The organism is Streptomyces sp. CB01373, from assembly GCF_002803075.1.
GTDB lineage: Bacteria > Actinomycetota > Actinomycetes > Streptomycetales > Streptomycetaceae > Streptomyces.
Genome location: NZ_NNBK01000001.1, coordinates 181,929 through 202,307 on the forward strand (window position 1 = coordinate 181,929; position 20,379 = coordinate 202,307).

The 20,379-nt window shown below is 70.4% G+C and carries 16 protein-coding genes; 7 read left to right on the forward strand and 9 right to left on the reverse strand.

Annotated elements, in window-relative coordinates; genetic code table 11:
- Positions 1 to 180: 180 nt before the first annotated feature.
- Complete coding sequence (locus tag CG719_RS00865; RefSeq protein ID WP_199836454.1) at positions 181 to 726, reverse strand: 2'-5' RNA ligase family protein; 546 nt, start codon at positions 724 to 726, stop codon at positions 181 to 183.
- 138 nt (positions 727 to 864) lie between these two features.
- Here CG719_RS00865 and CG719_RS00870 point away from each other — a divergent pair, with 138 nt between their 5' ends.
- Entirely contained in the window at positions 865 to 2,112 is a 1,248-nt protein-coding gene (locus CG719_RS00870) for an RNA-guided endonuclease InsQ/TnpB family protein (RefSeq protein ID WP_100566756.1), read from the forward strand.
- Positions 2,113 to 2,225: 113 nt separating this feature from the next.
- On the opposite strand, the gene CG719_RS00875 is transcribed toward CG719_RS00870, so the two are convergent.
- Complete coding sequence (locus CG719_RS00875; RefSeq protein ID WP_100566757.1) at positions 2,226 to 3,434, reverse strand: pyridoxal phosphate-dependent aminotransferase; 1,209 nt, start codon at positions 3,432 to 3,434, stop codon at positions 2,226 to 2,228.
- 86 nt (positions 3,435 to 3,520) lie between these two features.
- Between CG719_RS00875 and CG719_RS00880 the strand changes: the two genes are divergently transcribed.
- Positions 3,521 to 4,165, forward strand: coding sequence for a winged helix-turn-helix transcriptional regulator (locus CG719_RS00880; protein ID WP_100566492.1), 645 nt, complete (start codon positions 3,521 to 3,523; stop codon positions 4,163 to 4,165).
- A 61-nt stretch (positions 4,166 to 4,226) separates the two neighbouring features.
- Here CG719_RS00880 and CG719_RS00885 read toward each other — a convergent pair whose 3' ends face one another.
- From CG719_RS00885 to CG719_RS00895, 3 genes are read right to left on the reverse strand one after another with little or no spacing between them, the layout of a single operon-like run.
- Positions 4,227 to 5,048, reverse strand: coding sequence for a hypothetical protein (locus CG719_RS00885; RefSeq protein ID WP_100566493.1), 822 nt, complete (start codon positions 5,046 to 5,048; stop codon positions 4,227 to 4,229).
- A complete protein-coding gene (locus tag CG719_RS00890) occupies positions 5,048 to 6,313 on the reverse strand; it encodes a VWA domain-containing protein (RefSeq protein ID WP_100566494.1) in 1,266 nt (421 codons plus the stop codon). Before CG719_RS00890 ends, CG719_RS00885 begins: the two co-directional genes overlap by 1 nt.
- Before the next feature lie 9 nt (positions 6,314 to 6,322).
- On the reverse strand, positions 6,323 to 7,855 hold the full coding sequence (locus CG719_RS00895; protein ID WP_100566495.1) for an IucA/IucC family protein: 1,533 nt from the start codon (positions 7,853 to 7,855) through the stop codon (positions 6,323 to 6,325).
- A 110-nt stretch (positions 7,856 to 7,965) separates the two neighbouring features.
- Here CG719_RS00895 and CG719_RS00900 point away from each other — a divergent pair, with 110 nt between their 5' ends.
- Both CG719_RS00900 and CG719_RS00905 read left to right on the forward strand, forming a co-directional pair.
- Positions 7,966 to 9,492, forward strand: a complete 1,527-nt coding sequence (locus CG719_RS00900; protein WP_100566496.1) for an IucA/IucC family protein — start codon at positions 7,966 to 7,968, stop codon at positions 9,490 to 9,492.
- 295 nt (positions 9,493 to 9,787) lie between these two features.
- A complete protein-coding gene (locus CG719_RS00905) occupies positions 9,788 to 12,622 on the forward strand; it encodes an ExeM/NucH family extracellular endonuclease (protein ID WP_100566497.1) in 2,835 nt (944 codons plus the stop codon).
- Positions 12,623 to 12,695: 73 nt separating this feature from the next.
- Here CG719_RS00905 and CG719_RS00910 read toward each other — a convergent pair whose 3' ends face one another.
- Positions 12,696 to 13,160, reverse strand: coding sequence for a phage tail protein (locus tag CG719_RS00910; RefSeq protein ID WP_100566498.1), 465 nt, complete (start codon positions 13,158 to 13,160; stop codon positions 12,696 to 12,698).
- Positions 13,161 to 13,323: 163 nt separating this feature from the next.
- Between CG719_RS00910 and CG719_RS00915 the strand changes: the two genes are divergently transcribed.
- Positions 13,324 to 14,508: a PP2C family protein-serine/threonine phosphatase gene (locus tag CG719_RS00915; RefSeq protein WP_100566499.1), complete on the forward strand. Its 1,185-nt coding sequence runs from the start codon at positions 13,324 to 13,326 to the stop codon at positions 14,506 to 14,508.
- Between the two features lie 110 nt (positions 14,509 to 14,618).
- Here the strand turns inward: CG719_RS00915 and CG719_RS00920 are convergent, their stop codons facing one another.
- The gene (locus CG719_RS00920; RefSeq protein WP_100566500.1) at positions 14,619 to 16,139 is read right to left on the reverse strand and encodes a catalase; all 1,521 of its coding nucleotides are present in this window, start codon (positions 16,137 to 16,139) and stop codon (positions 14,619 to 14,621) included.
- Positions 16,140 to 16,404: 265 nt separating this feature from the next.
- Here CG719_RS00920 and CG719_RS00925 point away from each other — a divergent pair, with 265 nt between their 5' ends.
- On the forward strand, positions 16,405 to 17,337 hold the full coding sequence (locus CG719_RS00925) for a HipA family kinase (RefSeq protein ID WP_100566501.1): 933 nt from the start codon (positions 16,405 to 16,407) through the stop codon (positions 17,335 to 17,337).
- A gap of 69 nt (positions 17,338 to 17,406) precedes the next feature.
- On the opposite strand, the gene aceB is transcribed toward CG719_RS00925, so the two are convergent.
- Together aceB and CG719_RS00935 are read right to left on the reverse strand one after the other, a co-directional pair.
- Entirely contained in the window at positions 17,407 to 19,032 is a 1,626-nt protein-coding gene (gene aceB, locus CG719_RS00930; protein ID WP_100566502.1) for a malate synthase A, read from the reverse strand.
- A 220-nt stretch (positions 19,033 to 19,252) separates the two neighbouring features.
- Positions 19,253 to 19,852 carry a nucleotidyltransferase family protein gene (locus tag CG719_RS00935; RefSeq protein WP_100566503.1) on the reverse strand — a complete coding sequence of 200 codons (600 nt, stop codon included), beginning with the start codon at positions 19,850 to 19,852 and terminating at the stop codon, positions 19,253 to 19,255.
- 192 nt (positions 19,853 to 20,044) lie between these two features.
- Between CG719_RS00935 and CG719_RS00940 the strand changes: the two genes are divergently transcribed.
- Positions 20,045 to 20,359 carry a DUF5955 family protein gene (locus CG719_RS00940; RefSeq protein WP_100566504.1) on the forward strand — a complete coding sequence of 105 codons (315 nt, stop codon included), beginning with the start codon at positions 20,045 to 20,047 and terminating at the stop codon, positions 20,357 to 20,359.
- The last annotated feature ends 20 nt before the right edge of the window (positions 20,360 to 20,379 follow it).

Consider the following 20,379-nt stretch of genomic DNA (forward strand, 5'->3'; position numbering starts at 1 on the left):
AAGATTGCGTACGCGGATGGCTGCTGAGCTGCGGGTTGGCCCACCTGCGACTGCGGCGGTTGGCTACCCAGCTTGGTCTTCTACCGAGATTCAACGCGTGATGTTGCGGGACCGTACGCCTTGAACTGCGAAGACGGGTGTCGGCCGCGCGACGTCACGCGGAGATCACTCGCAACCTGGCTACGCGGTCGGCAGCGTGAACTCGCTCACCGTGCGCCACGAACCTGGTGTGTCACTCCCAGCGATCAAGCGGACGCGGTCGATTCGGGCCTGGATCGGCAGCTCCGCTTCCAGTTCCGTGGCTGCCTGCTGCATGGAGGGGAGATCAGCCAGATGTGTGCTCCCAACAGTCAGGTGCGGCGTCGGGTCTGGATGTGCTCCCTGGTACGGCGGACACTCGGGGAACTGACGCACCCCGGCTTCAGTGAGCGTGCGGAACGGCGCATCGGGGTCTGGCGCCAGCCACATGACGTCCTGTCCGAACCACGCGACCCGAGAGAAGGTACAAGTGAAGGCGGGCACCGTCGCCAAGCATGCTCGCAGATCGTCGATCACGCTCTTGGTGATGCGGTAAGGCATGAGGAACGGATAGAGGACCGTGATGTGCGCCGGAACGGGCCAGGATGCCGTGTGGTCCAAGACGTGCCGGAAGGGCCCCACAACCGCCTCCGCCTCAGGTATGGGAGCGATGATTGCCGTCTTCGTTGCGCCTGCGAGATTGTCCACACCTGCACTCAACACCATCCGTGACGAGCCAACGGGGTTACCTTGTCGACCGAACGTGCAGTCGAGTGGGTCACTCGGTGTGGTGGAGGGTCGGGGACGCGTGATGGTCGCTCGCACGGGAGTCTACGCTCGGTGACCGTGAAGCTGGTGGTGCAGGTGAGGCTGCTGCCTACGCCCGTGCAGGCGGCGGCACTCGAGGCGAGCCTGCGCGCCTGTAATGAGGCGGCGACCTGGGCGAGCGTCGTCGCGTTCGACAAGGACGTGAAGAAGAACTTCGCGCTGCGTGAGCACGCCTACCATAAGATCAAATCGCGGTGGGGGCTGGGTGCACAGGCTGCCCAGCATGTGATCAAGAAGACCTGCGACGCCTATGCCACCCTGCGAGCGAACCTGAAGGCCGGGAATCTGGGCAGGCCGGGTTCCAGGCGCTACCGCAGGGCCGCCGAGAAGCCGATCGCCTTCCGGGCGGAGAGCGCGCAGCCCTACGACGACCGAATGCTGTCCTGGCAGATCCCCGAGCGGCGGATCTCGATCTGGACGACGGCCGGGCGGGTGAAGGACGTGGCGTTCACCGCCTCTGTCGAGCAGCTGGCCACCCTGGCCCGTTACCGCCGGGGCGAGTCGGACCTGCTGGTGCGGGACGGCATGTGGTTCCTGAACGCCACCTGCGATGTCCCCGAGCAGCCGCCGAACACCGAACCGGTGGACTTCCTCGGCGTCGACCTGGGCATCGTGAACATCGCCACCACGTCCGACGGCGAGATCATGGCCGGACGGCAGCTGAACCGCACCCGGGTCCGGGAACGCAAGCTGCGGGCGAAGCTGCAGAAGAAGGACACCCCGTCTGCCGAGCGCCGCCTGAAGAAGCGGCGGCGCAAGGAGGCGCGGCGGGCGAAGGACATCAACCACAAGATCGCGAAGCACGTCGTGGCCGAGGCAGAACGCACCGCTCGCGGGATCGCCCTGGAGCATCTGACGGGCATCCGCGAGCGGGTACGGCTCCACAAGCCCCAACGGGCCACCCTGCACTCCTGGGCGTTCCACCAGCTCGGGCAGTTCATCGCGTACAAGGCCCGTAAGGCCGGGGTACCGGTGGTGTACGTCAATCCGGCGTACACCTCCCGCACCTGCGCCGAGTGCGGGCACATCGACAGGGCGAACCGGGTGAGTCAGGCCCGTTTCGCGTGCCGGTCCTGCGGATTCGTTGATCACGCGGACCGGAACGGCTCCCGCAACATCCGCGCTCGCGCGTGGGAGTTGTGGCGACGCGGGGCTGCGTCAACGGCCCCTGTCCCAGCACCGGAGCACACGCGCCGGGCCGGGGCTGGACGCAAACGCAGCGTCACACCCAGTGACGCCCGTTGTGCAAACACGTCACCTCAGTGACGGGTAGTTGACAGGCAGATTCCGGAAGTCGCACCGAAGTCCCGCGGCCGGCCTCGGGACCGTAACACAGCGCAGGTCGCGGGCTCGAAGGAGATTCCGCGCGGCGCCGGACTCTACTGCCGGTACCCGCCGAGGAACCGGCCGATCCTGCTGATCGCCGTGTCCAGCACGTCCGCGTGGGGGAGCGTGAGGATGCGGAAGTGGTCGGGGGCGGGCCAGTTGAAGCCCGTTCCCTGCACCACCTGGATCTTCTCGCGCAGCAGGAGGTCCAGGACGAACCTCTCGTCGTCGTGGATCGGATGGACCTTGGGGTCCAGGCGGGCGAACGCGTACAGCGCGCCCCTGGGCTTCACGCACGTCACGCCCGGGATCTCGTTCAGCTTCTGCCAGGCCACGTCCCGCTGTTCGCGCAGCCGGCCGCCCGGCGCGGTCAGCTCGCGGATGGACTGGCGGCCGCCGAGAGCGGCCTGGATGGCGTACTGGGCGGGGGCGTTGGCGCACAGGCGCATGGAGGCCAGCATGGTCAGGCCCTCCAGGTAGTCCTTCGCGTGCTGCCTGGGGCCGGAGACCACCAGCCAGCCGGAACGGAAGCCCGCCACGCGGTACGTCTTGGACAGGCCGCAGAAGGTGAGGACGACCAGGTCGGGGGCGAGCGCCGCGGTGGAGTGGTGGACGGCGTCGTCGTAGAGGATTTGGTCGTAGATCTCGTCGGCGAAGACCATCAGGCCGTGGCGGCGGGCGAGGTCGAGGATGCCTTCGAGGATCTCCTTCGGGTAGACCGCGCCCGTCGGGTTGTTGGGGTTGATGATCACGACGGCCTTGGTGCGGTCGGTGATCTTCGCGGCCATGTCGTCCAGGTCCGGGTACCAGTCGGCCTGTTCGTCGCACAGGTAGTGGACCGCCTTGCCGCCCGCCAGGGTCGTCACCGCCGTCCACAGGGGGAAGTCCGGTGCGGGGATGAGGATCTCGTCGCCGTCCTCGATCAGCGCCTGGACGGCCATCGAGACCAGTTCCGAGACGCCGTTGCCCAGGAAGACGTCGTCGACGTCCACCTCCAGGCCGAGGGTCTGATAGCGCTGGGCGACGGCCCTGCGGGCGGAGAGTACGCCGCGCGAGTCGGTGTACCCGTGCGCCCGCGGCAGCATCCGGATCATGTCCTGGAGGATCTCCTCCGGCGCCTCGAAACCGAAGAGCGCCGGGTTGCCGGTGTTCAGCCGCAGCACGCTGTGGCCGGCCTCCTCCAGTGCGTCCGCGTGCTCGATCACCGGGCCGCGGATCTCGTAACAGACCTCGCTGAGCTTGCTCGACTGCCGGAACTCCATGCGCCGCATCCCTCCGGTGACTGATCCTGCTTGGTTTTACCAAGCGGGAGCTTGGAAAGTCCAACAACGCGTCTACACTGCCTCGCATGTCGCCTCGCCGTAGCTACGACCAGTTCTGCTCCGCCGCCCGCGCGCTCGATGCCGTCGGCGACCGCTGGACCCTGCTGATCGTCCGGGAGCTGCTGGCCGGCCCGCGCCGCTACACCGATCTGCACGCCGACCTGCCGGGCGTGAGCACGGACATGCTCGCCTCACGGCTGAAGGACATGGAACGGGACGGGCTGACGGCCCGGCGCCGGCTCCCGCCGCCCGGAGCTGCCCACGTCTACGAACTCACCCCGCGGGGGCGGGAATTGCTGCCGGTGCTGCGAGCGCTCGGGGAGTGGGGGCAGGACGGGCTGGGGGAGCGGCGGCCCACCGACGCACTGCGCGCGCACTGGTTCGCACTGCCCCTGCTGCGGGCCCTGGAAGAGGCCGGGGTCGAGGCGGGCGTCGTCGAAGTCGGGCTGGACGAAGGCGACTTCCATCTGTACATGGGTGCCGAACAGGGCCCGCTCTACGGGTACGGACCCGCGCCGGAGGAGCCGGACGCCCGGCTGGCTCTGGACTCCTCCACGTGTACGGCCGTCAGCCGCGCGGAGCTGGGCCTGGCGGAGGCGGTACGGGACGGACGCGTCGAGGTGACCGGAGACGGCGCCGCCGCGAAGGCCCTGCGCGAGAACGGGACATGAGCGAAGGCCCGCCCCCCGAGGGGAGCGGGCCTTCACGGACGGTGTCGGGCGAGGGTGTCTGTCAGACCCCCGGCGGCACCCGCGAGGGGCGCCCCGATCCGCGCGTCAGCGCGTACCCGCCGATGCCCGCGAGCGCGGCCAGCACGCCGCCGATACCGGTCCACACCCAGCGGTCGGACCACCAGCCGGAGGACCAGCCGCCGTCGGGCTCGATGCTCGACAGCACGGCCGGCTTCTTCTTGCCGCCGTCGTCATTCGAACCGCCGTCGGCCTGCTCGGACTTGACCGCGATGCCCGGGGTCAACGGCTGTGCGAGCGAGCCGTCGACCGCGGCCGCGCCGCCGATGTCCTTGGAGTCGGCCCGCACCTCGGCGTTGACCGGCAGACCCAGGTCGGAGGCCGGCAGGCCGACGGCCATCAGCCGGACGTAGTACGTGCCCGGCAGCGGGTCGTTGGCCCACGGCTCGGCCCAGGCCCGCACCGTGCGCAGCACGCAGGCGAGTTCGACCGACCCGGTGCCCTGGGCGGCGGTGCGGGTCTGGGCGCCGTACTGGCAGGACTGGCGGCGTCGCAGACCGTCGTAGACGTCGATCTGCCACGTTTGCGAGGCGTGCGAGTCGGGCAGCTTCACCGTCGCCTTGACGGTGGGGCGCTGCCCGGCGTCCGCGGCGAACGACCAGTACATGTAGTCGCCCGTGGAGCCGCCGGCGGTCGCCTGCTGCCCCTGCTCGATCTCGGTCGCGGTACGGAACGAGGTGCCGGCCTGGGTGGGCGCCCCGCTGTCGCCGGACGGGTCCGCCGAGGGCGACGAGTCGGCGGCCGCGGGGCCCGCGGCCAGCCCGAGCGCCAGCAGTGCGGCGCCCAGTACACGGGTGATACGCATCAGTTCGTCCTCCAGATCGCGACGCGCCAACGCGACACCCAGCCCCACAGCAGGCCCGCGACGAAGCCGGTCAGCACCAGCGCGCCGAGCAGCCACCAGCCGCGGCCGAGACCGAAGGAGGCCACATCACTCGACTTGCCCGGACCGTCCACCACGTCCACGGTCAGCTCCAGCGGCATGCCCGGCGCGGTCTTCACCCCGGAGGCCGCCGAGAAGGCGTTGGTGATCTGCAGGCACACGGTCTCGGCCGGGGCGCTCTCGTCGTCGCTCTCCGGCTTCGGGTAGCGCAGACCCGTGGAGATCACGTCCGTACGGCCGTTGCCCGCCGCCTCACCGCGTACGATCTCCCGTCCGCGCTCCGTCACGGCGCGCACCAGCAGGCCGTAGTCCGGGTCGACGGCACGGTCGGCGGCGACGCTCACCGAGGCGCGCAGCTCCTGCCCGGGGTTGACGTCCACCCGGTACCAGCGCTGCTTCCCGAACTCCTCACGGTCGGTGTAGAGGCCGGACTTGAGCGTCGGTGCCTTCGCGCACTCGGTGGCACCCTCCGCGGCCACCGGCGTCACCACCGGATCGGCCGCCCGGTCGACCAACTGGCCGACACGGTCACTGAGTTCCTCCTTGTGCTGTACGGAGGTGTAGGTGCCGCCGGTCGCCTCCGCGATGCAGATGAGCTGGTCGCGGGTCTTGGCGTCGGGCACCAGGCCGAGCGTGTCGATGGTCAGACCGATGCCCTTGGCCGCGATCTCGCGGGCCACCTCGCACGGGTCCAGCGGCTGGCAGGTGTCCTCGCCGTCGGTGATCAGGACGATCCGGCGCATGCCGTTGCCGCCGTCGAGGTCCGTGGCCGCCTTCAGCAGCGCCGGTCCGATCGGGGTCCAGCCGGTCGGCACCAGCGTCGCCACCGCCGTCTTGGCCTCGGTGCGGTTCAGCGGGCCCACCGGGTACAGCTGGGCGGTGTCCTTGCAGCCCGTCTGCCGGTCGTTGCCGGGGTAGTTGGCACCGAGGGTGCGGATTCCGAGCTGGACCTCCTCCGGGGTCGCGTCGAGCACCTCGTTGAACGCCTGCTTGGCCGCGGCCATCCGCGACCCGCCGTCCATGTCCCGGGTCCGCATGGACCCGCTGACATCCAGGACGAGTTCGACCTTCGGGGCGTCCTGCCCCTCCGTCTCGTCGGCTACCGCTCCGGCGGGAAAGGCCATCCCCACCGTCAGGGCGGCGAGCAGAGCACAGACTCCCGCCGCCAGCCGTTGTCTTGTGATCATCGGCGGATCTTATTGATCCGACGCGCCGGGCACCAAAACGAGCGGGTTGGGCAGCCCGGTCCACTGGTCGCCGGGCATGCCGGGAGACAACCGCATCAGCGTCAACGCCTTTGCCGGAACGGGCTGTTCGCGCAGTGCCACGACGTCCGGGGTACGCGGCAGATCCCGTACGGCCGGCTCCAGCGCGGCGCGCAGCGCCGTCACGGATCCCGCCGTTCCCGCCAGCGCGCCCGCCACCAGCGAGCCGAACAGCTTGCGGCGCAGGGCGGTCGGGTCGTCGGTGAGGTTCCGGGCCGGCAACTCCGGTACGGCGATGCCGTGCTGGGAGAGCCGGGCGGGACTGATCCGGATGTCGGCGAGGTCGCGGTAGACCAGCCGCAGCGGGGCGCCGGACCCGGACAGCACCACGAGCAGGTTCTGGCCGTGCGCCTCCAGGGCCACCCCCGACTCCAGCAGGCGCAAGCCGACGGTCAGCGCCAGACGCGTGAACTCCTCCGTCCAGGCAGGCGAGTCGGGCAGGCCCGTGGTGGGCAGCGCCGCCACCGGCACGACATGCTCCCCGGGCGCCGCGTACGTCCGCGGCGACTCCCGCAACAGGGCGGCCAGTTCGGGGGAGCCCGCGGTGGCCGCGCCCAGGGTGCGGGTGATGTGCAGCAGGCCGTCCGTGCGGGCCGCCAGGTCCACGGCGAAGGCCGACAGGGCGGCTGAGGCGGTCACCGAGCCGACCGAGATGTCCCGGACGGAGGACGTCAGCCGGGCGCTGAGCGAGGTCTTGACATGCGGTCCGCCGGGCACGGCGAGCGTCCGCAGCGACATCAGCGGATGCGCCGCGAGGACGCGCTCCCCACGGGGCTGCTTGAGCACGTGCGCCGCCTGCCAGGGGTGCACGGGGATCAGCAGTCGCCCGCCGTCCCGCAGATCCTCCGGCCACGCCCCGCTCACCAGGCACTCCCGCTCCGGGACCGGCAGCAGCCCCAGCTCGACCGCAGGCCGGTGCTCGGGTCCGTACGCGAGCTGCTCGGCGACCGAGAAACCCGGCCGGGAACGGCAGTTGGGGTGGAAGGGGTGACCGTCGACCACCCGCTGCTCCCACTGCCAGTCCGTCACCGGCCACTCCCGCGAGGCAGCTTCGTCCTCGGGCGGCTGATCGGCCCGCGACAGTGCCAGCGAGGCGACACTGTGCCCCAGTTCGGCGGCGAGGGAGTCGCCGTGCGGTACGGCGAGGTCACGCATCAACCGCGCTGGGTCCTCGTGGACCGTCCCGGCCAGACGTACGGCCGTGACGTACCCGGAGGTGGCGTACGGGTCCGACGGCGGCCCCTCCAGTCGGCGGCCGTCGCGCAGCCGCAGGACGAGCGCGTCCCGTGTGCGTTCCCGGCCCGCGACCCACGGCAGCGGCTCATGGGCGAGCGCCCGCCACAGCCGGGTCAGCACGGCGGCCCGCGCGCCGGGCAGCCGCGCCGCGTACCGTGGGGCCAGGTCGGGCCGCACGGCGGCCAGCTCCTCGGCGACCTCGGTCTCGGTGGCTGGGGGACGGTGCACGGTCGGACTCCTCCGATACGGGCGGGCGTCAGGTCGGCGCGCGCCGGGCAGACATACTGATCACCTTCGTACCGCGTGGACTTATGGACCGAACGGACCGAGTAAAGCGCATGGAGCTCCCGCCCCCCACCGGCGACGTCGCGCCCGCCACCGCGGGCATCGCGGAGCGCGCCGACGCGTACGCGGCCGCGCCCCTGCTGAACTGCCTGCTCCGCGAGGTCGCGCGGCCGTGCCCGGACCCGGGCGGGTTCCGCACGTACCGGCTGCCGGGCGGGGGCCGGCTGCTGCGGGTGCGCGACGGGCGGCGGCCCACCGCGCCGGAGGTGTACGCGGGGGACGGCTGGCAGCGGATCGGCCACCCGGAACTGGTCAAACTCGTGTCCGAGGAGCTGCGCCGGTACACGGGCCTGTCCAACGACGAGCTGCCCGCCGAGATGATCGACAGCCGGGAGGCGGTGGCGGCGCTGCTCACCGCCCGCGACCGCGCGCCGGTGCCCGAGGACCCGTACGTCCGCTCCGAGCAGGCGCTCGTCACCGGCCACCCGTACCACCCGGCGCCCAAGGCGCGAGGGGGCGGCCCGGTCGCCTCCTGGCTGCCGTACGCGCCCGAGGCGCACGCCTGCTTCCCGCTGGTGCTGCTCGGGGTGCGCGAGGACGTGGCCGTCGAGGAGGGCGACACCTCGGCGCTCGACGCGCTGGGCCAGGCCCCGCCCGGCTACCGGCTGTTGCCCGCCCACCCCTGGCAGCTCGACCTGGTCGGCCGCGACCTGGCCGGGGCCTTCGCCGACGGGCGGCTGCTGCGGCTGGGCACGACGGCCCGCGCGGTGTGGCCCACGGCGGCGGTCCGCACCGTCCACGTCCCCGACGCGGACCTCTTCCTGAAGTTCAGCCTGGACGTGCGGATCACCAACGACGTACGGCGGCTGTGGCGGCACGACCTGCGCGAACTGCGCCGCACCGACACGGCCGTCGCGACCGCGTTCGGCCGGCTGCCGGGCCGGGCGGCCTGGCTGTCCGACCGCGGCTACCGCACCGCCGCCTTCGCCTTCGAGGAACTCGCCGTCGTCGTCCGCGACGGACTCGGCGAACATCTGGTGCCCGGCGCGACCCCGCTGCTCGCCGCCGCCCTGGCCGAGGGCTTCGACGGCAACCCGCTGGACGGCCCGGCGGACCCGGCACTGTGGTGGGAGGCGTATCTGCGCCAGGTCGTACCCCCTGCCCTCGGGGCCTTCGCCCGGTACGGCGTCGTCCTGGAGGCCCATCTGCAGAACTCGCTGATCGCCGTGGACGCCGGTGGTATGCCCGTGCAGGCGCTCTTCCGGGACGCGGAGGGCGTCAAGCTGCTGCCGGACGTCTCCCGGGCCGCCGGATGGGAGCGGCTGGTGTACTGCCTGGTCGTCAACCATCTCGGTGAGATCGCCGCCGCCCTCGCCGAACGCCACCCGGGCCTCGACCCCTGGCCCGCCGCCCGTCGTGAACTCGCCCGCCACGACCTGCCGGAGGCCGCCGCCCTGCTCACCTCGCCCACCGTGCCCGGCAAGACGAACCTGCTGCTGCGCTGGACCGGAGCCGACGGCGCGGCGGCCCGTTACCAGCCGCTGCCGAACCCGCTGGTGACCACCCGGATCCCGCGCTGACCCCGGCGGGTGCGAGGACCGCCCGCAGTACGCCGGCGGGTGTGCCGCGTGACGTGACCGCTGTCCGTCCCCGTCCCGCCACCCCTGGCTGCCGTCGGTGGGTCAAGGCGTGCTGTGCCGCGTAACCCTGACGCCCTTTCATGCCGCTGTCCCGGTTTTGGGGAGATCGAGACAATCAGTTCACCCAACGTTCGGACAACGGCCGGGAGTCCCGGTTTTACTCGCTTCGCCTTGGTCGGTCGTACTCGGGTTCCAGCTGCCCGTGCCGCCGTTCTCCAATTTCAGGAGCGACTTCATGTCTCGTCCTCTCCCGAGGAACTCCCGGTCCCGCCGGACTCTGGTCCGGACCACCGGCATCGTGCTTGCCGTGACCGGTCTGAGCAGCTTCCTCGCCGGACCTGCCAACGCCAACCCGGCCGGTACCGGACTGGTGATCAACGAGGTGTACGGCGGGGGCGGCAACTCCGGCTCCACCTACACCAATGACTACATCGAGCTCTTCAACCCGACCGACACGGCCGTCAGCGTGAGCGGCTGGTCGGTGTCGTACTTCAGCGCCAAGGGCAACCTCGGCGGGACGACGGCCCTGTCGGGCAGCGTGCCGGCCCACGGCTACTACCTCGTCCAGGAGGCGAAGGGCACCGGCGGCACCACGCCGCTGCCCACCCCCGACACGAGCGGTCAGCTGGCGATGTCGGCGACCGACGGCTCGGTGACGCTGAACGACGCGACCAGCGCCGTCATCGACACGGTCGGCTTCGGCACCGGCTCGGTCTTCGAGGGCGCGGCCGCTCCCGCGCCGAGCAACACCACGGCCGTCACTCGCGTGACCCCCGGTGTGGACACGGACAACAACAGCGTCGACTTCACCACTCGCCAGCCCGCCCCCAAGAACTCGGGCAATGAGCCCGGTGACGGCGACGGTGGCTCGGGCGGTGACGCCGGCAAGGTGACGATCGCCGAGATCCAGGGCACCAACACGGACACCTCGCCGTTGGCGGGCAAGACGGTCACCACCGAGGGTGTCGTCACGGCCGTGTACGCGACCGGCGGGTTCAACGGCTTCTACATCGAGACGGGAGGCGCCGGCGGCACCGTCGCCGACGACAAGACCCCCGGAGCCTCGGACGCCGTGTTCGTCTACGGGTCGCAGTCGGCCGGCACCGTGACCATCGGCGAGAGCGTCGAGGTGCGCGGCACGGTCCAGGAGTTCGCCGGCACCACCGAGATCACCTTCCCGACCGTCACGAAGCTGTCCACCCCGCTGCCGCCCGTCACCCCCCTCAGGATCGCGTGGAGCGACCTGGAGACCGACGCCCAGAAGAGAGCGCACGAGGGCGAACTCATCGCTCCCCAGGGCGACTTCACGGTGACGGACAACTACAACACCAACTTCTACGGCCAGATCGGGCTGGCCGCCGGCGACAAGATGCTGCGCCAGCCGACGGACGCGGGCCCCGCCGGCAGCGACGTCGCACAGCGGACCGCCGACTACAACGCCTCCCACGCCATCACGCTCGATGACGGGGCCGGTGTCAGCTACACCGCCACCGGCGCCGCCGCCAACGACCCGCTGCCCTGGCTCACCGCCGACAACCCGGTCAGCGTGGGTGCCAAGGTGACCTTCCACAGGCCCGTTGTCCTGGAGTACCGCAACTCGCTGTGGAACTTCCAGCCCACCAGCCAGGTCAACGGCGCGGGAACGGACATCGTCTCGTTCTCCGACATGCGCGCCCAGAAGGCGAAGCCGGCGGCCGTGGGCGGCAAGGTCCGCCTCGCGACCTTCAACGTGCAGAACTACTTCCCGATGACGGGCGACCAGTACATCGCCAAGGGCCTGGGGAAGTGCTCCTTCTACAACGACCGCCAGGGCAACCACATCGGGGTCAACGACTGCGGGGCCAACGGCCCGCGCGGCGCTGCCGACGAGGTCAGCTTCCAGCGCCAGCAGAGCAAGATCGTCACCGGCATCAACGGCCTCGGCGCGAGCGTGGTCTCGCTGGAGGAGGTCGAGAACTCGGCCAAGTTCGGGGAGGACCGCGACAAGGCGCTCGCGGGCCTGGTCGACGCCCTCAACGCCAAGGCGGGCGCCGGCACCTGGGCGTTCGCGCCGTCGCCGGCGGCTGCGGACCGGCCGGCGGTGACCGCCGAGGACGTCATCCGGACCGCGTTCATCTACAAGCCGGCCGACGTCTCCCCGGTGGGTGCCTCGCACATCCTGAAGGACCTCTCCGGTCCCGGTCAGGACTTCTCCATCGCCCGCGAGCCGCTGGCCCAGGGCTTCAAGGCCGTCGGCACCAATGACTCGGACGCCTTCCTGGTCGTGGCCAACCACCTGAAGTCGAAGGGCGGAACCGGCGCCGGTCTCTACCCCGGCGACAAGGAGGACACCCGCCCCGCCTACAACCAGGGCGCCTACAACGAGACCCGCACGCACCAGGCGCACGCCATGCTCGGTTTCGCGCAGGAGCAGGCGCTGGCGCTGAAGACGGACAAGGTGTTCCTCGTCGGCGACTTCAACGCCTACAACCACGAGGACCCGATGGAGTACCTGTACAGCCAGGGCTACAGCGACCTCGGGTCGACGTACGACCCGGACCACTACTCCTACGCCTTCCACGGCCTCCAGGGCACCCTCGACCACATCGTCGCCAGCCCGGCCGCGCAGTCGATGGTCACCGGCGCGACGGTCTGGCAGATCAACGCCCAGGAGTCGGTCGCCTACAACTACAGCCGCTACAACTACAACGTCACCCAGCTCTTCAACGCCGAAGACCCCTTCTCGGCCTCCGACCACGACCCCGTCGTCGTCGGCCTCAACACAGGGTCGGAGTCCGCGAAGGCCGCTTCCAAGGTCGACCTCAAGGTCACCCCGAACAAGGTCGTGGTGAACAAGACCGAGGTCATGGCGCATGTGACGGTCACGGCCAACGGTGCCAAGCCGACCGGCACCGTCACGGTGACCGTCGACGGCCAGACCTGCGGCGCCAAGCTCAGCGGCGGCGTGGCGAACGTCAAGCTGCCGGTGTTCCACAAGGCGGGCACGCACACCGTGACCGTGAACTACTCCGGGGACGCCAAGGTGCTCGCCGGGACGGCTGAAACGTCGGTGACGGTCACCACCAAGTAGGCCAAGAAGGCGCGCACGCACGGACGCGCGGCATGTACGACGGGAGCCTGCCCTTCGGGGCGGGCTCCCGTTCTCAGTACTCTCCCTTGATCACAAAGAAGGAGCCGCGGATCACTCCGGCCAGCTTTGATTTCTGGCGCGCGAACTTGAAACGTGAAGCCAGTTCCTCGGGAACTTCCATGCCTTCCGAGAGCTTGAACCCCACTGCGCGCTTCGTTCCGTCATCGATGCCGTACATCACGTTGACCGACAGGCCGGATTCGTAGAAAACGTAAGCCATCCGGAACCCGTCCACCTCGAAGGAAGCCACCTCGAGCGGACGGGCGGAGAAGACGATGTCACGCTCGTCGGAGAGGATGCGGTTCACCCAGTCGAGCACTTCCGGTGCCTCGCTCGCGGCCCTGACGGTGAAAACGTGGTCGTACTTGTTCTTGTAATAGCGCGCCTCGTTGGCGCGCAGTCCTGCGAGAGCCTCCGCTACCGGGGACGATGCCAGGCCGACGGTGGACACGTTCTCGAAGTCTACGGTGTATGGCATGTGCTCTCCTTGAGGCAGCGGCCCGCCCCGCCGCGAGGTGGTGGTGTCGTATTCACGCTACGTGCCCGCGCCGCGGCCCGACTTCTCGATTCCTGCTCGATCCGAATGGCAGGTGGTCGTGCGTGCACCTGCGGGGCCGTGCGGATGGGTGTAGTCAGGAAGTGTGAGCCGGCGGCAGCGATATGCGCACTGGCATCACCCACGGCAGGCCGGTGATGTCCTGCTGGCGCTTCCGCTCAGCCTGATCGTGGCCATCGTGCTGGCCGATGTACTGACCCCGTCGCACCATCTGCCGACGGGGCCGTCGCTGTTGATCGTGGCACCCGCGCTCGCCGCGTCCTTCGCCTCGACCGTCGTCACCGGGGCGATCGCCGCTGTCGCGGTGGTGGGCATGCTGATCATCGGGCTGGAAAATCACATGCTGGGCACGATGGACTTCGAGTCGCAGATCATCGCCCTCGTGATGGTTTCGGTGCTCGTGACGGTCTTCCGTTTTCTGCGGGAGCGGCATGCCCGTGAGCTGGCGGCGGTGCGAACGGTGTCGGAGGCCGCGCAGCGGGTGGTGCTGCGGCCGCTGCCACGGCGGTTCGGCCCGCTGCGGGTGGCATCGATGTATCTGGCGGCGCAGGCACAGTCCCTGATCGGCGGCGACCTGTACGCGGCCATCCGCACGCCCACGGGCACCAGGCTGATCATCGGTGATGTGATGGGCAAGGGCCTGACCGCGATCAGTGACGCCGCCCTGCTGCTGGGCGCCTTCCGCGAGGCCGCACACCGCCAGGCCGGCCTGCCCGAGCTCGCGGCCTACCTGGACCACAGCGTGTGCTGGCACCTGGCCGAACCCACCGAGGCCGATACAGCCGGGGAGTGCTTCATCACCGCCGCCGTCCTCGACATCCCCGACGAGCACCCCATGGTGCAGATGGTCACCTGCGGGCACCCCCCACCCCTGCTGTTGCGCGACTGGCAGGCCATCACGCTGCGCGCCACCCACCCCGCCCCGCCGCTGGGTCTGGGCGAGCTGACCCGCCCCGACTACCGTGTCGACACCTTCGCCCTGGAGCCCGGGGATCTGCTGCTGCTGCACACCGACGGCGTGCTCGAGGCGCGCAACGCCCGGGGCGCCTTCTACCCACTGGCCGAACGGGCCGCGTCGTGGGCACACCACAGACCCTCGGCACTGCTCCGCCACCTGCGCGCCGACCTGCTCGCCCACGTCGGCGGACACCTGACCGACGACGCCGCCGTAGTCGCCGTCCAGCGCACCCTCCAGCCGGCACCCACCGCCGTGGCTCCCGCCCACGACAGCGCCGGTCGGCCCTCGCCCCGCCCCGCCTCCCACGGCTGACGTGCGAGCCCCGGCGGACGGAAAGGTCACCGACCCGGCCTGTCCCGCGGTCCGACAGCAGTGGGCGGCACTCGCGGTGGCGGAGGCATCCCCGGCCCCCCCCGGGAACGTCATGCCTTGTGCTGCATGCCGCGCCGTGCGGGGCTTCCTTGCTCAGCGGCCTTCGGGTCCTTCTCGTCGGCCTTGGAGCGCACGCCGTCGGCAACGCGCTTGCCGATCGTCTCGTCGATGTTCGACCAGTACGCGAAGGCCCGCTCCAGGACCGGTTCGCTGACCCCGTCGAGGAGGTGTCCGACGACGTTGTCGACCAGACGGTCCCGGGCGGCGTCGTCCAGGACCTGGCGGACCAGTGTGCCGGGCTGCCCCCAGTCGTCGTCCTCGGCATGGGAGATGTACGCGGCGCGGACGATCTCGCCGTCGGCCGTCCAGCTGGGCGGAGGGCCGAAGAGGGCGGGGTCGGCGGCAGGACCGCCCTTGGAGTTCGGGGCGTACACCGGATCAGTGGTCTTCCGGTACGCCATCGCCCCGTCCTTCGAGTAGGAGCGGACGTCGACGATGGGCGCGTTCACGGGAAGCTGCTGGTAGTTGGCGCCGATGCGGTGCCGGTGGGCGTCCGCGTAGGAGAACAGCCGGGCCAGCAGCATGCGGTCAGGGCTCGGCCCGATCCCGGGGATGAAGTTGTTGGGCTGGAATGCCGCCTGCTCGATCTCCGCGTGGTTGTCGGTCGGATTGCGGTCCAGGGTCATCCGGCCGACCGGAATGAGCGGGTAGTCGCCATGCGGCCACACTTTGGTGAGGTCGAACGGGTTGAAGCGGTAGTGCGAGGCCTCCGCGTAGGGCATGACCTGCACGTACAGGGTCCAGCTGGGGAAGTCGCCGTCACGGATGTGCTCGAAGAGATCGCGCATGTGGTAGTCCGTGTCGGCGGCGGCCATCTGGTCGCCCTCGTGCTGGGTGAAGAACTCGATCCCCTGGTCGGTCTTGAAGTGGTATTTCACCCAGAACCGATCGCCCTTGGCGTTGATCCACATGTACGTGTGGGAGGTGTAGCCGTTCATGTGGCGCCAGGTGCGGGGGATGCCGCGGTCTCCCATCAGCCAGGTCACCTGGTGCGCGGACTCCGGCGAGAGTGTCCAGAAGTCCCACTGCATGTCGTGGTCGCGCAGGTTGCTGTCCGCGCGGCGCTTCTGGGATCGGATGAAGTGCTGGAATTTCATCGGGTCCTTCACGAAGAACACCGGTGTGTTGTTGCCGACCATGTCGTAGTTGCCGTCGGTGGTGTAGAACTTCACCGCGAAGCCGCGAGGGTCACGCCAGGTGTCGGGGCTGCCCCGCTCGCCGGCGACCGTCGAGAAGCGAATGACCAGGTCGGTGCGGGTGCCCGGCTGAAAAACGGTTGCCATGGTGTAGGCGCTGACGTCCTCGGTCACCTCGAAGTGGCCGAAGGCGCCGCTCCCCTTGGCGTGAGGCTGGCGTTCGGGAATCCGCTCCCGGTTGAACTGGGCCATCTGCTCGATCAGGTAGGCGTCCTGCAGCAGGACCGGCCCGCCCGGTCCGAGGGTGAGAGAGTGCTCATCACTCTCCACCGGAGCGCCGGAGTCCGTCGTGGTGGCGGGATGGAACTCCGTCATGAGTCTGACCTTTCGTCGTGCCGGTCCTCCATGAACTTCACACTCGCGTGACCGTAAGAACCCGCACTAAACACGACACCGTCGAATGTGGTGCGAGGTTCTGTTCGATCAACGCCCGGCGGGCATCGGACACGTCATGTCGGCCGACGGTTCGGGCACTCCTCCACGGCTGTCACGCCTGGTTACTATGGTCACTTCATGCGGATTGCACCGCATCGGAGCCGGCCGTGGAATGCAAGGCAAGCAGCCCGTGGGGCATTGGAAGATGATGCGAGAGGTCACTGCAACCCGCTATGTCGCACCCCTGCGGTCCGGCGGCTCCGTGCCCGGAATCGTCGAGGCCGACGACCTGGGGACGTACGTGGTCAAGTTCACCGGCTCCGCGCAGGGCCACAAGGCGCTGATCGCCGAGGTCATCGTGGGTGAGCTGGCGCGCGCCCTCGGACTGCGCTTCCCCGAGCTGGTCCTCGTGCACTTCGACCCCGCGCTCGCCGCGCACGAACCGCACCAGGAGGTCCGCGACCTGCTCGACGCGAGCCCGGGCGTGAACCTCGGCATGGACTACCTGCCGGGCGCCGCGGACTTCACCCCCGAGGTCGCCGAGCACTTTCCGGTGGACCCCGGGGAGGCGGGCCGGATCGTCTGGCTGGACGCGCTGACCGTGAACGTGGACCGCACCGTCCACAGCTCCAACCTGATGGTGTGGCCGACCTTCGGCACCGCGCCGCCGCGCCTGTGGCTCATCGACCACGGCGCGGCCCTGGTCTTCCACCACCGCTGGGACGCCTCGGATCCGGGGAAGGCATCGGATCCGGCGAAGGCCTACGACTTCCGCCATCACGCCCTCGGCCGGTACGCGCCGGACGTGCGGGCCGCCGACGCCGAACTGGCCCCCAGGGTGACCCGCGAGCTGCTGCGGTCCGTCCTCGCCGAGGTGCCGGACGCCTGGCTCGCCGACGAGCCCGGCTTCGCCACCGCGGACAAGGCCCGGCACGCCTACGTCGACTACCTGGCCGCCCGCGTCGGGGCGTCCCCGGCCTGGCTGCCCACCGACTTCCCCACCCGCGAGGAACTGGCGGCGGAGGAGTCCCGGCGGACGGCGCGGACCCGGGCGGGCCGCCCGGACTGGCTCAAGACCGTCCCCGACCTGCACGGCAGGCCGGCCGCCGCACAGGACTGGTCCGTGCACCTGGGATGAGCCGGGGCGCGGACCTGTCCTGTGCAGTGGCCCCGGAGAGTTCCGGGGCCACCTGACGCGGTGCGGGGGTCAGCCCTTGAGCTGCTGGTACGCCGGCAGGGTCAGGAAGTCGGCGTAGTCCTCGTCGAGGGAGACCTGGAGCAGCAGGTCGTGGGCCTGCTGCCAGTGGCCGGCGGCGAATGCCTCGTCGCCGATCTCCTCGCGGATGTTCCGCAGTTCCTCGTCGGCGACCTTGCGGGCCAGTTCCGGCGTGACCTTCTCGCCGTTCTCGAACTCGACACCGGCGTTGATCCACTGCCAGATCTGCGAGCGGGAGATCTCCGCGGTGGCCGCGTCCTCCATCAGGTTGAAGATCGCCACCGCGCCCAGACCGCGCAGCCAGGCCTCGATGTAGCGGATGCCGACCTGGACGGCGTTGACCAGGCCCGCGTACGTCGGCCTGGCGTCCAGGGAGTCGATCGCGATCAGGTCGGCCGCCTCGACGTGCACGTCCTCGCGCAGCCGGTCCTTCTGGTTCGGCTTGTCGCCGAGGACCTTGTCGAAGGACTCCGTGCAGATCGGCACCAGGTCGGGGTGGGCCACCCAGGAGCCGTCGAAGCCGTCGCCGGCCTCGCGGTCCTTGTCGGCGCGGACCTTCTCGAAGGCCACCTTGTTGACCTCGGCGTCCCGGCGGGAGGGGATGAAGGCCGCCATGCCGCCGATCGCGTGCGCGCCGCGCTTGTGGCAGGTGCGCACGAGGAGTTCGGTGTAGGCGCGCATGAACGGAGCCGTCATCGTGACCGCGTTGCGGTCCGGCAGGACGAACCTGGCCCCGCCGTCACGGAAGTTCTTGACGATGGAGAACAGGTAGTCCCAGCGGCCCGCGTTCAGCCCGGCCGCGTGGTCGCGCAGTTCGTAGAGGATCTCCTCCATCTCGTACGCGGCCGTGATCGTCTCGATCAGGACGGTGGCGCGGACGGTGCCCTGCGGGATGCCGACGTAGTCCTGGGCGAAGACGAACACGTCGTTCCACAGCCGCGCCTCCAGGTGCGACTCCGTCTTCGGCAGGTAGAAGTAGGGGCCCTTGCCGAGGTCGATCAGACGCTTGGCGTTGTGGAAGAAGTACAGGCCGAAGTCGACGAGGCCGCCGGGCACCTGGGTGCCGTCCGCGTCCACGAGGTGACGCTCGTTCAGGTGCCAGCCGCGCGGGCGCATGACGACCGTGGCGAGTTCCTCGTTCGGGCGCAGCGCGTAGGACTTGCCGGAGCCGGGGTCCGTGAAGTCGATGTTCCGGGTGTAGGCGTCGATCAGGTTGAGCTGGCCGAGGACGACGTTCTCCCAGGTGGGGGCGGAGGCGTCCTCGAAGTCGGCGAGCCAGACCTTCGCGCCCGAGTTGAGCGCGTTGATGGTCATCTTGCGGTCGGTGGGGCCGGTGATCTCGACCCGGCGGTCGTTCAGGGCCGCGGGGGCGGGGGCCACCTGCCAGGAGTCGTCCGCGCGGATCGCGGCCGTCTCCGGGAGGAAGTCGAGCGTGGAGGTGCGGGCGATCTCGGCGCGGCGCTCCGTACGGCGGGCGAGGAGTTCGTCGCGGCGCGGGGTGAACCGCCGGTGCAACTCGGCCACGAAGGCGAGCGCCGCGTCGGAGAGGACCTCATCCTGCCGGGGCAGGGGCTCGGCGTCGACGATGGCCAGCGGGGACGGCGCTGGTGCGGACATGAGCTGTCACTTCCTTCGGGGGAGCTTCTTCAGCGAACCACGTTCAGTGCCACCTTGCCGTGGCACCGGGTGCCCATGGCCGTGAAAGCGGCATACCGCACCCGGGGAGCGGCGAGTGCTTCTGAAATGTGGATAGTAGTTTCCTCATGGTGGAAGTTCAAGGTGTGTTGATGTCGAGAATCTTCGGGTCGAGGGAAGGTGGCGCTCGGTGCCGCGCCGCTCACTCAAGGTGGCCCAGGTCGGCCTCGGTGTCGATGTCGTACGCCCGTGCCACGTCCCCGCACTCGACGAGGGTGATCGATCTCTCGTGCGCCCTCAGATAGGCGCGCGCCCCCCGGTCGCCGGCCGCGCTCTCCGCGACGCCGTCCCAGTGGGCCGCCCCGAGCAGCACCGGATGGCCGCGCACGCCGTCGTACGCGGCCGAGACCAGCGAGCCCTCGTCCCGGTACGCGGCCCGCACCCGGGCCACCGCCTCGGCGCTCACGCCGGGCTGGTCCACCAGCAGGACCAGGGCGGCCCGTGCCCCCGTGCCGGCGAGGGAGTCCAGTCCGGCCCGCAATGAGGAACCCATGCCCTGCTCCCAGTGCGGGTTGTCCACGAGCACGCAGCAGGGCAGCTCCGCACGCTGCCGCACCTCGGCCGACCGTGCGCCCAGGACCACGTGGACGCGCTCGCATCCGGCCGCCCGCAGGGCCGCGACCGCGTGCTCCACCAGCGGCCGGCCCCGGTGCGCGAGCAGGGCCTTGGGCCGCCCGCCGAGCCGGCGTCCGCCGCCGGCCGCCAGCACCAGTCCCGCGATCTCGTCCTCTGTGCGTGTCATGGGTCCTGCATACCGCGCACCGGCCGGCTTCGAGCCGGTGTGCGGGGGCTGAATTTCGGTCCGCGCGGTGGCGCGTCCCGGTCCGGGTGGCGTTTACTGATCTGCGTCCCCCGGCGCCCGACCCGCTCCACAGGGATGTCCGACGGGACCACGGAGGGGACGGCGCACGACGGCGTGCGAGGGGGAGGGGCTGTGTTGCGGAGCTTGGACCGGCGGCCGGCGACCGGCGGCAAAGAGGATCCCAGGGTGACGGAACTGCGGACCGCGGTGGCCCGGCTGCGCCGCGAACTCGCCTCATATCCGGCGGAGTTCACCGACCGGGTCATCGCCGAGGACGAACTGGCCGCACTCGCCGCGATGACCACCCACGGCACCCCCGAACTCCCGCGCCTGCGCCGCTCCCTGCTCCTGATCGCCGGCTCCATCGGCTCGGTCAGCGCCCTGGCGTCCGGACTGTCCCAGGTGCGCACGGCGGTGGACCTGTTCGGCGAGCAGCCGCGAGGCTGACGAACCGGCGACCGGGCGTC